Consider the following 13,069-nt stretch of genomic DNA (forward strand, 5'->3'; position numbering starts at 1 on the left):
GCAGCGATCATTTCGGCAATGACGTCTCGAGCGCCAGCGCATGCAGCACGCCGCCCATCTGGCCTTTGAGGGCCGAATAGACCATCTGATGCTGCTGCACCCGGCTCTTCCCGGCGAAAGCCTGCGAGGTGACGCGTGCCGAGTAGTGGTCGCCGTCACCGGCCAGATCTTCGATCACGACGACTGCATCCGGGAACGCCTCCTTGATCAGACGTTCGATATCAGTTGCTGCCATCGCCATCGCTCTGTCTCCCGCTGGATTGATGACAGCGTCATGCAAGCTCCGAACCAGCCAATTGCAGCTCCTGAGCCCTGTGCCTGCTCTGCCCAAGCGCCGAATTGACGATGGTCGCGTCGGCTTTGCGACAAGCACGACGATGCGACCCAGGCGTGGCGTTCAAAATCCAACATGCCCGCGCGTTTTGGCCCGCTTCGCGGCGATGAGGGCCTCTGCTGCACCACCGCAAAACGGTCCGCGTCTTGCAATGATTTGATCGAGGTCAATGCAGATGCTCGAACTCGTCAGCGAACCCGACACGATCAACTTCGGCGATCTTCCCGAGGAGATCGACGCGCTGCTGCAGCAGGGGGTGGCGGCGTATCGCCGCGATCACGCGCGCGCCGACCGGCTGTTTCGCCAGGCGCTGGCGGCCGCCCCGCAAGAGCTGCCGACGTATTTCTGCCTCTATAAGATTCACACCTATCAAGGCCATCTCGACGAAGCCAAGGCGGTGGCCGAACTCGGCCTTGCCGAAGCCGCAAGACAGGCCGGCTGGTCGTCGGATTGGCGGCATTGGGTGCCGCATGATCCGATGCCCGACGGCGCCGGGCGCTTCGCGCTCTACACGCTGAAGGCGCTGGCCTTCATCCATCTGCGCAAGAACGATCCCGAGCGCGCGGGCGAGATGCTCGAAGCGCTGCGCCAGCTCGATCCGGCCGGTGCGGTCGGATGGCCGGTCGTGGCGGCGCTCGCCGACGGACTCGGCGCGGAATGAGGCCCGGCCATGCAGCATCCCAAGCGCAATCTCGACACGACTTCGAACGACCATCCCCCGGTGCGAACCAGGACCAAGAGAGGAACCAACGCATGATGAGCATGCACGCCGCGCCCCCTCCCTCCCCATCGCAGAGCGCCGTCGCGACCGGCTCCCAGGACGCCGCCGAGAGCGTGATCGCGGCGCTGCGGACAGTGTATGATCCGGAGATCCCGGTGAACGTCTACGACCTCGGTCTGGTCTATCGCATCGCGCATGAAGGCGGCGGTGCCGTCGAGATCGACATGACGCTCACGGCGCCGGGCTGCCCCGTCGCCAGCGAGATCGTCCGCATGGTCGAGGACGCTGTGCAGGCCGTCGACGGGGTCGTCTCCGTCAAGGTGACGCTCGTGTTCGAGCCGCCGTGGGACAAGTCACGAATGTCCGAAGAGACTGCCCTGGAACTGGGCTTGTTGTAACGCGCGCCGGCCGCGCCAACGGAAGCAGGAGCATCACATGGCCACAGAGAGCACCATCAAGCTCACCGCCCATGACGGGCACACCTTCCAGGCGTTCCGTGCCGATCCGGCCGACACGCCGAAAGGCGCCATCGTCGTGCTGCCGGACGGCAGCGGCAGCAGCAAGGTCCGCAAGGTCGCCGATGCCTTCGCCGCGAGCGGTTATGTGGTGATCGCGCCCGAGCTGTCGCCCCCCGCGGCCGTCGCGGCCAACGCAGACGGCGAGGCGCCGGCAGCCGCACAGGATCCGGTGGCCCCTCTGCTTGCCGAGATCCAGTCGACCGTCGACAGCGTCAAGGAGTGCGGCAAGGTGGCCGTGGTCGGTTATGGCGCCGGCGGCGGCCTCGCTTACAGCGCCGCGAACCGTGTGTCCGGTCTTGCCTGCGCCGTAAGCTACTACGCGACCGGCGTGGTCGACGCCGCCGGGGCCAAGCGCAAGGTCCCGACCCTGCTGCACTTCGGTGAGGCGGATGCGGTCGTGCCGTTTCCGGCCGTGAGCATGTTCCGCGCCCATCATCCCGAGGTCAGCGCCTTCTCCTATCCCAATGCCGCCCACGACTTCGACGCCGAGGGCGCCACCTACGACGAGGCCGCCAGCGCGCTGGCGCAGGAGCGTACGCTCGCCTGGATCTCGCAATATGTCGTCGGCCAGCCGCCGATCACCTTGAAGAACGCCGGCGCCTACGCGCTCGCCAAGACCGACAAGAAAAAGAAGAAAAAGGCGGATGACGACATGGGACCGCCGGCTGACTGACACCCGATCGAGCGAGCGTCGAAATGCAGCCGACCACCATCCTGATCGACGAACGGCCGCGCTGCGTGGTGCGGCCGAACGACACCAAGGACCTGAATCGTTTCATCCGCAACGGCAAGCCCTACCTGCTCGCCGAAGCGCCCGACGGCAAGATCACCCACCGCAGCGCCAGCGAGGCCGAGCTGATGCATTGGCAGAATGCCTTGGCGTTGCACCGCGCCTGGGGCGGCGATGAGGAGAGCTTCTTCGGCGTTCCATTGTATTAGTTGGAATCCGTAGGCGCGTAGGGTGGGCAAAGGCGCCACCGGCGGTCGTGAGTTAGCACCGCTCGACGTGCGCCGTGCCCACCATTCAACAGCGGCATCTGCCGATCAGGCGTCCGGTGGGCACGCTTCGCTTTGCCCACCCCACGCTTTGTATCTCCGTCATTGCGAGCGAACAGCGAAGCGAAGCAATCCAGCGACTAGACTGCACATCCTCGGTGTTGCCCCTGGATCGCTTCGCTGACGCTCGCGATGACGACTATGATTCACGCTCCGCTGTCATGCCCGCGCAGGCGGGCATCCAGTACGCCGCGGCCTCTCGGTGGACTCACGGACGCCTCAGCGTACTGGATCGCCCGGTCAAGCCGGGCGATGACGCCGTGGCGGGGCGACACTGTCCACCATCGTCATTGCGAGCGTAGCGGCGTAGCGAAGCAATTCAGAGCCCCGCGACGACTCTGGATTGCTTCGTCGCCTTCGGCTCCTCGCAATGACGACTGAGACGGTGACCCGGCCTCACGGCCGCGCCGCACGTGCATCGTGTGGGTTGCCGGCCTGGTTGCGCATCCAGTCGGCCAACTTCGTCATGGCGGCGTCGACATCCTGGCGAGCCGCCACATCCGCTACGGTCTCCTCGAGCGCACCGCGCATGCACAGCAGCCACGCGTCGCGCTCCGCGTTGCCGATCGGAAACCCCAGGTGGCGTTGGCGCAGCCGCGGATGGCCCTTCTCCGGAGAGTAAAGTTTCGGGCCGCCGAGCCATTCCGAGAGATAGCGCTTCAGGATGACTTTGATCGGCCCCAGATTGGTGCCGTGCATGTCCCGGATCGTCTTGGCCTCAGGCAACGTGTCCATGCGATGGTAGAACGATTCGACCAGTCGATCGACCACGACGGCGCCGCCGATCCGCTCATAGGGCGTGACCACCGGCCCTGTCGCCGACGTGTCCGTTTCTGTCGCACCCGCGTCCGCCATCCGATCAGTCCTGCTTCTATTCGTCCAAGCTCGGCTGCAGGATCACCTCGGCCGGCGCGCCCGGCCCCTGCTCGGCCACGAGCTCCAGCGCATCGACCCGCGACAATCCGGCGCCGGAGTCCATCAGCACGATAGCGTCCTTGGGCATGCTGGCAAGGGCCTCGATCAGCTTGGCGACGGTCACGGGGTCTTCCTCATGCGGCGTCAAGACCGGCGACGGGCGCGCCGGTCTCATCGAAGTGCAGCGTCACCGGATCCTCATCGAGCATGACGATCTCGGCGCTGCGCAACACCCCGCTGGCGTGGTAGCCGTAGCGGTGCGTCAGCTCGATCTCGCCATAGACGACCTTCTCGAATCCGGTCAGCGCGCCCGCGGCATTGAAATAGCCGCGGATGAAGGTATTGCGGTTCGACAGCTGCTCCGGCGCGATCACCGTCACTAGGCGCAGCGGCAGCTTGACGCCCGTATACGAGACGAAGAACTGAACCGTATCGGTGCTCATGCCGCCACTCGCGTCGATCCCCCGCAGCGTCGTCTTCAGGCGACGGCGGCGGCCTTCAGGGCCTCGACCTGGTCGCGGGCGACCTTGAAGACGCCGCGGCCGCCGGCGAAGGTCTGATAGGCCTTCATGCCGATCGCATCGCTCAGCTTGTTGAACCATTGCTGCGGCGTGAGCGCCGCCGGCCGCTCGCTGATCTCGGCGACCGTGCCATCCGGAGCGAAACGAACGTGAAGCGTGATGTTGTCCATGTGATCCTCCTGTTACAGACCTGACGAGAAGCCGAGCAGCTCGATCTTGACGTTCTCGGTGCCGAGGATCGTCGCCTGGCACGCGAGGCGGGACTTGGAGCCGACGCCCACGATGGTGTCCAGCTTCTCATTTTCGAGCTTGCTGACCTTCGACACGCCCTTGCGTCCTTCCTGCAGGAAGATGTGGCAGGAGCCGCACTTGGCCTGCCCCTCGCACTTGTGCGGGATCTCGACCTCGGCGGCGAGCAGCGCCGCGAGAATGGTGGTGCCCTCGCCCACCTCGATCGTCTTGCCGGATGGCATGACCGTCAGAGTTGCCATTTGGAGTCTCCTTCTTAGGTTTGAGGTCAGAACTCGTCAGTAGATCGCCGCGCCCGCTCCGACATTGACCGAGGCGTCCTTCATCGTGGCGACGATGAAGGCGATCTGGTCGGTGGTCAGATGGACGTGGAATGGCAGGGCCACGACGCGATCGGCGACCTTCTCGGTCACGAGATAGTCGCCGCGACGATAGCCCATGTCGAAATAGTGCCGCTGCAGGTGCAGCGGACTGGAATAAGCGACGGCCTCGACCTGCTCGACCCGGAGGTCCTCGACGATCGAGTCGCGGCTCGATTTCGAGAACCGCGTCCCCAGATGCACCTGGTAGAGAAACCAGTTCACCTCGGTGACGTCAGGGCCGACATAGGGATCCTTGATGCCCTCGAACGATTGCACCTCGCTGTAATAGATCTGCTCGATCAGCTTGCGGCGCTCGAGGATCTCGTCGATGCGCTTCAATTGGGCAAGTCCCAGCGCTGCGGTGACGTCGCTCATGACCGCCTGATGCGACGGGGTGCTGCAAACGACGACCGAGGCCCGCTCGTCGAGACGGTGCGAGCGATGGCGGCGCACCGCAACCGCGATGTCGACGTCATCGGTGACGATCATGCCGCCCTCGCCGCAGGTCAGCGCAAATGGCTGAGCGAAGTCGAATACAGAGGCTGCGCCGAACGTGCCGACCAGGGCGCCCTGATATTTCGAGCCGATCGCCTCGCTCGAATCCTCGATCAACGGCAGATCATGCGCTTTTGCGATCGCCTGCAGCTCGGTCCATTTGGCCGGATGGCCGTTGGTGTTGCCGGCCAGGATCGCCTTGGTCCGCGCGGTAATCCGCGCCTCGATCTTGCTGGGCGCCAGCGTGCCGGAGTAGTAGTCGATATCAGAAAATACCGGCTTTGCGCCGGCGATGCTGATCGCGTGCGCGACCTCGCGGAACGAATAGGACGATGCGATCACCTCGTCGCCGGCTCCGATGCCCATCGCCTTGAGCACGAGCAGCAGGCCGAGCGTTCCGCTCGGAACCGCGATGGCATATTTGCGTCCGAGATAGGCCGCGAATGCAGCCTCGAACTCTTCGACGAGCGGACCAGTGGACAGCCGCGGCGAGCGCAAGGTCGCCTCGACCGCCGCGATCTCCGCCGTCGTGATGTCGGGATCGGACAGCGGGATGAAGTCGGAGCCGACCGGCGTCAGCTCGACCTCGTCCTGCTCCTGCCTGTCGGCGTCATGCACCAGATAGGGCTTGGTCATGATCAGCTCCGCTTCGCCAGGATCAGGCCGGTGGCCTTGGCGGGATCGTCGGTGACGCCGGCACAATGCTCGCTGGCGTCGAGCAGATGCAGATCGAACGCCGCGTAGCTGCGGAACGGCGCCTCCGTCACATCCGAGGCGTCGCAGCGCGTCAGAACCAGCTTGGGAAAGCGCCGGCGCAGCTCGGCGAACGCCGTGCTCCCGGCGTCAGGTTGGTCGAGGACCTGCGCGATCTCATTCAGTTCCTGCTCGGCCAATGCCATCTCACCCGTCCTCCTCGTTACTGCCAGAAGATCCGCTCGGGGTCGGCGTTCAGCTCGTCGACCGCCGCGGTCAACCGCTGGTGCACACTGTGCAGCTCCCAGATCCCCTTCGCGTGATCTCTCCAGAACAGCTTCCACATCGTCTTCGCCGGGTCATGACGCAGCAGCGCCACGTCGATCACCCCGCCGTCCTTGTCGATGTTGCGCGAGCAACACGGACTGCGGACCTGATAGCCCTGATCGACCGGCACGACCGCCGGCTCGACATAGCGGTAACGCTTGCGCGACTTCAGCGCGCGCTCGATCCGCTTGCGATCCAACTCGTTGGGATGCGCGGGCAGGGTGAGACTGGGCTTAAGCGCGGTTGCCACCATGGCTCATCATCGCCCCTCACACCGGGACGATCTCCTCTTCCAGACAGCCCACCACCAGCTTCTCGCCGAACTCGACGAGATAGATCGGCATGTTCGCCTCGGTGTGCGTGCCGACCTGGACGATCTCGCCCATGTCGCCGACGCCCACGAGCTTGGCCTCGGCCGGCGCATTCGGGAATGAGCCGTCATTGACCAGGTCGATCAGCGCCTTCACGCGCTGGCCCCACTGGTATTTCGGCATCCGCGGTTCGATCATGATCTGTACGCTCCCGGCAGCGGCAGCTCGTCCTCGGCCTCCCCGCGGGGAACGGTGGATTCGAGCTCCTTGCGTTTCATGCCGACGCGGTTTCCGCTTTCGAGAAACTCGACGCCGTAGATGTAGAACTGCTGCAGGAAGGTGCCGATCGAGACGACGTAGCCGATCTCGCCCTTCTTCGCGAGGATCTCGCCGATCTCCTTGCCTGCGTAGGTGCCGTCGTTGCGGATCGTGCGCTTCGCCTTCACCTTCTCGCCGAACGTGAAGTATGGCGGCGCCGACAGCTCCACGACCTCGCTGTCACGAACGATGTTGCTCATGCCGGTTTCTCCATCGCTGCTCCCGAACGGTTGTCGAGCCGGCTCCGCGCCATCTCCTGCACCAGCGGATCCTCGTCGCGCGCGAGCTCGGCGAGTTCGCCGAGCGGGATGCGGCTCGCGACCTCATGGCGCACGCGCCAGTCGGCATCCTTGCGCATCGCGGTCAGCAGATCCGGCGCCAGGCGCTCCGCGATCTCCAGCCGGACCCGCGCATCGGGATCGCTGATCATGCCGAGCAGCCAGTCGCTCGGGATGCGCCGCGCGACGACACGGCGCACCTCGGCTTCGGGATCGCCCATCATGCGGCCGAGCACGGACGGGACGATCCGGCGCGCAACGACGAGCCGGACGTAATAGTCGTCGTCCATCATCATCGGCATCAGGTCTTCGGGATCGAGCACGGTCGCGATGCGGATGCGGACCTCGCGGTGCGGATCATGGCGCAGCCGCAGCACAAGACGTTTCGGCAGCCGCCGCGCCGCATTCCAGCGCACCGTTTCCTCGGGATCGTCGAGCAGCGGCGGCAGATAAAACGGGCTGGCATGCTTGGCCGCGATCGCCCGCACCTCGAAATGCGGATGCTTGACGTAGTCGTTAGCAAGCGCCGGATTCCAGTTGAAGAAGCGGTCGATGCGCCGGGCGTAGCGGTCGTGCACGCAGGCGTGGCGGAGCTTGCAGCCGCCGGCCGCGCTCAGCTGCTCGTGGGCGCAGCCGCTACAGCTGATCTCGTTGCCCTGCCAGTCGATGGCTTCGTCGATGTCGTCACTCATCGTCGAGCTCCACCCGGTCGACCACCTCCAGCAGCACGCGCGCGCCGATCTTGTCGCTGGGATCGAGGTCGAGCAGCTTCTGCACCGCGAGCCGCCCTTCGACGAGATTGCCGAGCCGCATCTGCAAGTAAGCATAGCCCTTCAAGGTGAACATGAAGAAGCGTGGCAGCATGTGGTCGAAGCTGCCGAATTCGGCATGCTCCGGCCGGACGTCGCGCCAATGCGGCGGCAGATGGTTCTCAATTGCGGCCTTGGCCAGGCAGCGCTTGGCGATGCGCAGCGCGTCGTTGAGCCGCCCCTTGTAGAAATAGAACCGGTAAAAGCCGATCAGAACTGCGGCATGATCCGGCGCCAGCGCCTCGGCCTGCTTGAGATGGGCCTCGGCGACGTCGTCGAGGTGATAGCTCTGACTGGCCTGCCACAGTTGACGTTCGGCCTCTTCCGGCAGCCCGCCACCGAGCAGCGCGTCCGCAAGCAGCGCGTCCTCGATGGCAGTCTGGGAGGTGGGCCGGGCATCGGTCGGCATTGTTCGTTGTCCTAGTCCTGCAGCGCCTTCAGCGCGTGGCTGGAACACGAGACCTGCTTCGGATCGTGGAACACCAGGCCGGTCTGGGTCGCGGTATCAGCGAAATCGATCGTGACGCCGTCGAGCAGCAGGCGGCTCTCGGCCGGCAGGAACAGTTTGACGCCGTCGCGCTCGACCACGGCGTCGCCGGCGAGCGGCGTCGCGAGCACGCTGATGTCCGCGGCGAGACCCGAGCAGCCGCCGGGCGACACCGCGAGGCGGAAGCCGGCGCCGGCGCCGCCGTCGGCCCGCAGCATCATGCGCATGAATTTCTGCGCAGCTGGCGTGAGCGTAAAGTTCATCGGGATCTCCTCAGGCCGGCGGCTGATAGCGCGGGAACGAATTGTCGATGACGCAGGTGTTGTCGACCGGACACACCGCGGCGCATTGCGGCTCGTCGAAATGGCCGATGCATTCGGTGCACTTCTTGGGGTCGATCACGAAGGTGCCGTTCTTCTCGGAGATCGCCACGTTCGGGCATTCGGGCTCGCAGGCCGAGCAGCTCGTGCATTGCGAAGCAATGATCTTCAAAGTCATGAAACGCTCCTGTCGAAAGGGGCCGGCGGCGCCGGAGCGCCGCCGGGATCGGATCTCACGCCGCCGAGGTCAGGGCGCCCTGGCGGATCTCGGCGTCGCCGCGCACGACGTGCTGGATCTCGCCGCTGTTGACCTTGTCGAGATAGCTCTTGAACCAGGCGATCGCCGACTTCTCGATGAACTCATGGGCGAACTGGTCGACCGGCTCGATGCCCGCAGCCTGCAGGTCGCTCTTCGGGCAGCCGCCGATCTTGGCCACGAACACCGCATGACAGTCGTTGATCGCGCGGATGACGGTCTCCAGGCTGTCCTCGTCGCCATAGCCGCCCTGGCAGTACAGGTCGACGCGGCGGTGACCGACGAACTTCGCACCGGCCGTGGAGAGCTCGTAGACCTGGAACTCCTTGGCGTGACCGAAATGCTCGTTGATCAGGCCCGAGCCCTTGGTCGCGACGGCGACCAGCAGCTTGATGTCGCTGGACTGGCCGGCGAGCGAGGCCAGTTCCTCCTGGCGGGCGACGACCTTGGCGACACGCTCGCTCTCGACCGCCTCCTGATAGGCCTTGCGGCTGTCGATGTCGTAGTTCACCTCCATCGCCATGATCTTGTCGGTGGTGAACTCCGCCGAGCGGTCCTCGCCGAGCAGGCCGACGGCGTCGGCGCGGCACTGGCGGCAGTGCCGCATCATGTTCATCTCGCCTTCGCACTCGTCCTGCAGCGCCTTGAGCTCCTGCGCGGTCGGGCCACGCTGGCCGGTCAGGCCGAACACGGTGCCATGCTCGGGCGAGGAGATCAGCGGCATGATGTTGTGCAGGAAGGCGCCACGCGACTTCACCGCCTTGTTGACCTCGACGAGGTGCTTGTCGTTGACGCCCGGGATCATCACCGAGTTGACCTTGCACAGGATGCCGCGCTCGGTCAGCATCTCCAGGCCCTGCAGCTGGCGGTCGGTGAGCAGCTTGGCCGCCTCGACGCCGGTGTAGCGCTTGTGCTTCCAGAACACCCAGGGATAGATCTTGGCGCCGATCTCGGGGTCGACCATGTTGATGGTGATCGTGACGTGGTCGACGTTGAAGCCGGCGATGGTGTCGACATGGTCGGGCAGCGCCAGACCGTTGGTCGACAGGCAGAGCTTGATGTCGGGCGCGGTGCGCGCGATCAGCTCGAAGGTCTTGAACGTCTTCTCGGGGTTGGCGAGCGGATCGCCGGGGCCGGCGATGCCGAGCACGGTCATCTGGGGAATGGTCGAGGCGACGGCGAGCACCTTCTTGGCGGCCTGCTCCGGTGACAGCTTTTCGCTGACCACGCCCGGACGCGACTCGTTGGCGCAGTCATATTTGCGATTGCAGTAGTTGCACTGGATGTTGCAGGCGGGCGCCACGGCGACATGCATGCGCGCGTAGTGGTGATGCGCCTCCTCGCTATAGCAGGGATGGTTCTTCACCTTCTCCCAGATCTCCGGCGGCAGGTCGTTCTCGCCGGCGCCCGAGCCGCAGCTCGCCTTGCCGCTGCCGCCCGAGGTGCCGCAGCCCTTGTGTTCTGCGATGGTCTGCATCACCGAGCTCAGCTTGTCGCCGTCCGGTATCGTCGCCTGTTCGTGCTGCACTGACGCGTCCATGTCCGCTCCTTAACGTTGCTGGCGAGCCGCAAACCGCCTTGGAAAGGAGTTCAGCAACTCGCGTGCCACGCCGCGGACAAGATCATTCTTGCGGACTATCAACGCCTTAGCAAATTCATTGCGGCTGTCGCCTTGCCAACATGCGAAAGCCTCTCGTTTGATGCGTTGTTAGAAACGTTACAGACTCGAACCGAGAAGAGGACGCACAGCAAAACAGCGCGGCTTGCGGCCGCGCTGTTTTGATCGTGACAGCCCGCGTTCAGCCGCCGATGATGATCTCGGTGGCGCGGGCCAGCGGAATCGCGATCGGCGTCAGCCGCTCGGCGATGAAGAACTTCAGCTCGTTCTTCGACAGCGTATCCGGCTCGACCAGGACGTAGTGCTCGGTGCCCGAGCGCTTGATGACCTGGCGGCCATAGGTGCGCAGCAGCTGGTCGTTGAAGCGGCAGCCGATGAACAGGAAGCCGCGATCGGTGCGGCGATCCTTCACGGTGTCGGGAATCGGCGTCTGAATGTCGATGTCGGTCAGGACCTCGACATAGTCGGCGTCGGTGATCAGGAAGTTCTTGGCCGGCGTGATGCCGCCATGCGGCTTGTACAGCAGCGTGGTCCAGCCATTGGCCTTCTCGCGATCGCTCTCGCCGCCCGCGGCGTCGTAGAAGCGATACCAGCGGTCTTCGCCGATATGGGCGCGGGTGATGCCCTGCACCTCGCCCCAGTCGCTGCGGCCGGCCAGCGCCGTCCGCATCGCGCCGTCATACCAGCTGTCGACGATCATCGGTAGCGGCAGCGACGCCAGATGCTGTTGCAGCGGCGTCGGCGCAACGGGAGCTGCGAACGCCTCCGCCATCAGCGCCGTGACCGTCGAGCGATGGCGCGTGCTCTCGATGTGCTGCGCCGAGGCCCAGGCGTTGCCCTTGGCGCGGCGCGGCAGCGCCACCTTGGTGCCGAAGAACGCAGCCAGGGCTTCCGGATTCATCGGCACGGCAGCGCCGGACTGTTCCGACACGGCCGGCCCCAGGAACGGAACGACCTTGCCCGCCTTGAGCTTGGCGACGACGTCCTTCAGCAACGCCTCGGCGTCGGCCTGCTTGATGATGTCGATATGAGGAAGCGGCGCATTCATCACTCGTCCCCTTCTCCGCCGCGCTTGCGCGCATTGATCGTGATCGGCAGCCGCGTGTCGGCGGCCATCTGCGGCAGCTCGAGAACCCAGCCATTGGCGATGCGGATCCAGCCGCCCCACAGGGTCTCGTGCTCGGACTCGACGATCGGCTCCTCCAGGTCCTTCTTGGGGACGTAGATGGAGAGGCCGGTTTCCGGCGAGCGGCGGATCATGACTTTCATTGCGTGAGCTCCGTGGGACGAAGGGCGTCCGCGGCGGTTGACGGATGATGTTGCAGCCAGGCCGGCGAGGTCTCGCGGAGACGGCCGACGATGTCGGGCAGCACGGCAAGCACGCGCGTGATGTCGTCGTCCGTGGTGTCGCGTGACAGCGAAAACCGGACAGCGCCGCGCAGAAAATCCGGCGGCACGTTCATCGCCCTCAGCACATGCGACGGCTCCATCGAGCCAGAGGCGCAGGCAGAGCCCAGCGACGCCGCGATGCCCGCCTGGTTCAGGCGCATCACGATCGGCTCGCCTTCGAGATGCTGAAACGCGATGTTCGCCGTGTTCGGCAGCCGCTGATCGGGATCGCCGAGCACGGCGCAATGGCCGACGCCCTGGATGATGCCCTGCTCGAGCCGGTCGCGCAGCGCGCGGACACGCCCCTGCTCGTCGGCGAGATGTTGTGCGGCAAGCTCGGCCGCCTTGCCGAGCCCGATGATGGCGGGCACGTTCTCGGTGCCGCCACGCCGGCGGCGCTCCTGCGGGCCACCGCGCACCAGCGGCGCGAACGGCGTGCCCTTCCTGACATACAGCGCACCGATGCCCTTGGGCCCGTGCAGCTTGTGCCCGGACAGCGACAGCATGTCGACGCCGGCTGATTTGAGATCGATCGCGATCTTGCCGACCGCCTGCACGGCATCGGTATGAAACAGCGCGCCGGCGTCATGCGCGAGTTTCGCCAGCTCCGGAGTCGGGTTCAGCGTCCCTGTCTCGTTGTTGGCCCACATCACCGAGGCGATCGCGGTGCGCGGCCCGAGTGCCCGCTTGTACGCTTCGAGATCGAGCCGACCGGCCGCATCGACGCCGATCAGGTGTACCGCGACGCCGCGCTTGTCCCGGAGGTACTCGACCAGCGACAGGATCGCGGGATGCTCGACCGCGGTGGTGACGATCTCGTCGCGGCCGTCTTGCGTCTCCAGCGCCGAGAGGATCGCGGTATTGTCGGATTCCGTCCCGCCCGACGTGTAGACGATCTCGTGGTCGAACGCAGCGCCCAGCAGCGCCTGCAGGCTCTTGCGCGCCTGGCGGACGGCGCCCGCGACCTCGCTGCCGAAGGCATGCGAGGACGACGCGTTGCCGAACTGGTCCGTGAAGAACGGCAACATCGCCGCGACGACCTCGGGGTCGACGCGCGTCGTGGCGTTGTTGTCGAGATAGACCGGACGCAAG

The 13,069-nt window shown here is 65.5% G+C and carries 23 protein-coding genes; 4 read left to right on the plus strand and 19 right to left on the minus strand.

Annotated features, from left to right (window positions below; genetic code table 11):
• Positions 1-7 precede the first annotated feature (7 nt).
• Complete coding sequence (locus tag QXZ94_RS16605; protein WP_006609694.1) at positions 8-241, minus strand: BolA/IbaG family iron-sulfur metabolism protein; 234 nt, start codon at positions 239-241, stop codon at positions 8-10.
• A gap of 262 nt (positions 242-503) precedes the next feature.
• On the opposite strand from QXZ94_RS16605, the gene QXZ94_RS16610 reads away from it, so the two are divergent.
• From QXZ94_RS16610 to QXZ94_RS16625, 4 genes are all read left to right on the plus strand, one after another.
• Entirely contained in the window at positions 504-995 is a 492-nt protein-coding gene (locus QXZ94_RS16610; RefSeq protein WP_315721309.1) for a hypothetical protein, read from the plus strand.
• 95 nt (positions 996-1,090) lie between these two features.
• Positions 1,091-1,453: an iron-sulfur cluster assembly protein gene (locus tag QXZ94_RS16615; RefSeq protein WP_315726314.1), complete on the plus strand. Its 363-nt coding sequence runs from the start codon at positions 1,091-1,093 to the stop codon at positions 1,451-1,453.
• A gap of 37 nt (positions 1,454-1,490) precedes the next feature.
• Positions 1,491-2,246 carry a dienelactone hydrolase family protein gene (locus QXZ94_RS16620; RefSeq protein ID WP_315721310.1) on the plus strand — a complete coding sequence of 252 codons (756 nt, stop codon included), beginning with the start codon at positions 1,491-1,493 and terminating at the stop codon, positions 2,244-2,246.
• 23 nt (positions 2,247-2,269) lie between these two features.
• Positions 2,270-2,512 (plus strand): hypothetical protein, encoded by a 243-nt coding sequence (locus QXZ94_RS16625; protein WP_315721311.1) that lies wholly within the window; start codon positions 2,270-2,272, stop codon positions 2,510-2,512.
• Positions 2,513-3,025: 513 nt separating this feature from the next.
• On the opposite strand, the gene QXZ94_RS16630 is transcribed toward QXZ94_RS16625, so the two are convergent.
• The 18 genes from QXZ94_RS16630 to nifS form a co-directional block, all read right to left on the minus strand.
• A complete protein-coding gene (locus QXZ94_RS16630) occupies positions 3,026-3,484 on the minus strand; it encodes a group II truncated hemoglobin (RefSeq protein ID WP_315721312.1) in 459 nt (152 codons plus the stop codon).
• 16 nt (positions 3,485-3,500) lie between these two features.
• A complete protein-coding gene (locus QXZ94_RS16635; protein WP_006609688.1) occupies positions 3,501-3,668 on the minus strand; it encodes a hypothetical protein in 168 nt (55 codons plus the stop codon).
• Positions 3,669-3,678: 10 nt separating this feature from the next.
• Positions 3,679-3,987 (minus strand): DUF6156 family protein, encoded by a 309-nt coding sequence (locus tag QXZ94_RS16640; protein WP_315721313.1) that lies wholly within the window; start codon positions 3,985-3,987, stop codon positions 3,679-3,681.
• A gap of 35 nt (positions 3,988-4,022) precedes the next feature.
• On the minus strand, positions 4,023-4,235 hold the full coding sequence (locus QXZ94_RS16645) for a hypothetical protein (RefSeq protein WP_315721314.1): 213 nt from the start codon (positions 4,233-4,235) through the stop codon (positions 4,023-4,025).
• Positions 4,236-4,247: 12 nt separating this feature from the next.
• Positions 4,248-4,556, minus strand: coding sequence for a 2Fe-2S iron-sulfur cluster-binding protein (locus QXZ94_RS16650; RefSeq protein ID WP_172185768.1), 309 nt, complete (start codon positions 4,554-4,556; stop codon positions 4,248-4,250).
• Positions 4,557-4,592: 36 nt separating this feature from the next.
• Positions 4,593-5,807: a DegT/DnrJ/EryC1/StrS family aminotransferase gene (locus QXZ94_RS16655; RefSeq protein WP_315721315.1), complete on the minus strand. Its 1,215-nt coding sequence runs from the start codon at positions 5,805-5,807 to the stop codon at positions 4,593-4,595.
• A gap of 2 nt (positions 5,808-5,809) precedes the next feature.
• On the minus strand, positions 5,810-6,070 hold the full coding sequence (locus QXZ94_RS16660) for a hypothetical protein (RefSeq protein WP_172115343.1): 261 nt from the start codon (positions 6,068-6,070) through the stop codon (positions 5,810-5,812).
• Between the two features lie 17 nt (positions 6,071-6,087).
• Positions 6,088-6,444: a DUF3024 domain-containing protein gene (locus tag QXZ94_RS16665; RefSeq protein ID WP_315721316.1), complete on the minus strand. Its 357-nt coding sequence runs from the start codon at positions 6,442-6,444 to the stop codon at positions 6,088-6,090.
• 16 nt (positions 6,445-6,460) lie between these two features.
• The gene (locus QXZ94_RS16670) at positions 6,461-6,700 is read right to left on the minus strand and encodes a nitrogen fixation protein NifZ (RefSeq protein WP_006609681.1); all 240 of its coding nucleotides are present in this window, start codon (positions 6,698-6,700) and stop codon (positions 6,461-6,463) included.
• Positions 6,697-7,020 (minus strand): nitrogen fixation protein NifZ, encoded by a 324-nt coding sequence (locus QXZ94_RS16675; protein WP_009032133.1) that lies wholly within the window; start codon positions 7,018-7,020, stop codon positions 6,697-6,699. The genes QXZ94_RS16670 and QXZ94_RS16675 overlap by 4 nt, the downstream gene beginning before the upstream one ends.
• Complete coding sequence (locus QXZ94_RS16680) at positions 7,017-7,790, minus strand: 4Fe4S-binding leucine-rich repeat protein (RefSeq protein ID WP_315721317.1); 774 nt, start codon at positions 7,788-7,790, stop codon at positions 7,017-7,019. Before QXZ94_RS16680 ends, QXZ94_RS16675 begins: the two co-directional genes overlap by 4 nt.
• Positions 7,783-8,316, minus strand: a complete 534-nt coding sequence (locus tag QXZ94_RS16685; protein ID WP_315721318.1) for a hypothetical protein — start codon at positions 8,314-8,316, stop codon at positions 7,783-7,785. Before QXZ94_RS16685 ends, QXZ94_RS16680 begins: the two co-directional genes overlap by 8 nt.
• An 11-nt stretch (positions 8,317-8,327) precedes the next feature.
• Positions 8,328-8,657 (minus strand): iron-sulfur cluster assembly accessory protein, encoded by a 330-nt coding sequence (locus tag QXZ94_RS16690; RefSeq protein WP_315721320.1) that lies wholly within the window; start codon positions 8,655-8,657, stop codon positions 8,328-8,330.
• Between the two features lie 10 nt (positions 8,658-8,667).
• Positions 8,668-8,892, minus strand: a complete 225-nt coding sequence (locus tag QXZ94_RS16695; RefSeq protein WP_006609676.1) for a YfhL family 4Fe-4S dicluster ferredoxin — start codon at positions 8,890-8,892, stop codon at positions 8,668-8,670.
• A 55-nt stretch (positions 8,893-8,947) separates the two neighbouring features.
• Positions 8,948-10,510: a nitrogenase cofactor biosynthesis protein NifB gene (gene nifB / locus QXZ94_RS16700; RefSeq protein ID WP_008960281.1), complete on the minus strand. Its 1,563-nt coding sequence runs from the start codon at positions 10,508-10,510 to the stop codon at positions 8,948-8,950.
• Positions 10,511-10,769: 259 nt separating this feature from the next.
• On the minus strand, positions 10,770-11,636 hold the full coding sequence (locus QXZ94_RS16705) for an SIR2 family protein (protein WP_315721321.1): 867 nt from the start codon (positions 11,634-11,636) through the stop codon (positions 10,770-10,772).
• Entirely contained in the window at positions 11,636-11,857 is a 222-nt protein-coding gene (gene nifT / locus QXZ94_RS16710; protein WP_006609673.1) for a putative nitrogen fixation protein NifT, read from the minus strand. Before nifT ends, QXZ94_RS16705 begins: the two co-directional genes overlap by 1 nt.
• Positions 11,854-13,068, minus strand: coding sequence for a cysteine desulfurase NifS (gene nifS / locus QXZ94_RS16715; protein ID WP_315721322.1), 1,215 nt, complete (start codon positions 13,066-13,068; stop codon positions 11,854-11,856). Before nifS ends, nifT begins: the two co-directional genes overlap by 4 nt.
• Position 13,069 lies beyond the last annotated feature (1 nt).

Origin of the sequence: Bradyrhizobium sp. SZCCHNS2022 (genome assembly GCF_032377575.1) — a bacterium.
In the GTDB taxonomy this organism is placed as follows: Bacteria; Pseudomonadota; Alphaproteobacteria; order Rhizobiales; family Xanthobacteraceae; genus Bradyrhizobium; species Bradyrhizobium aeschynomenes.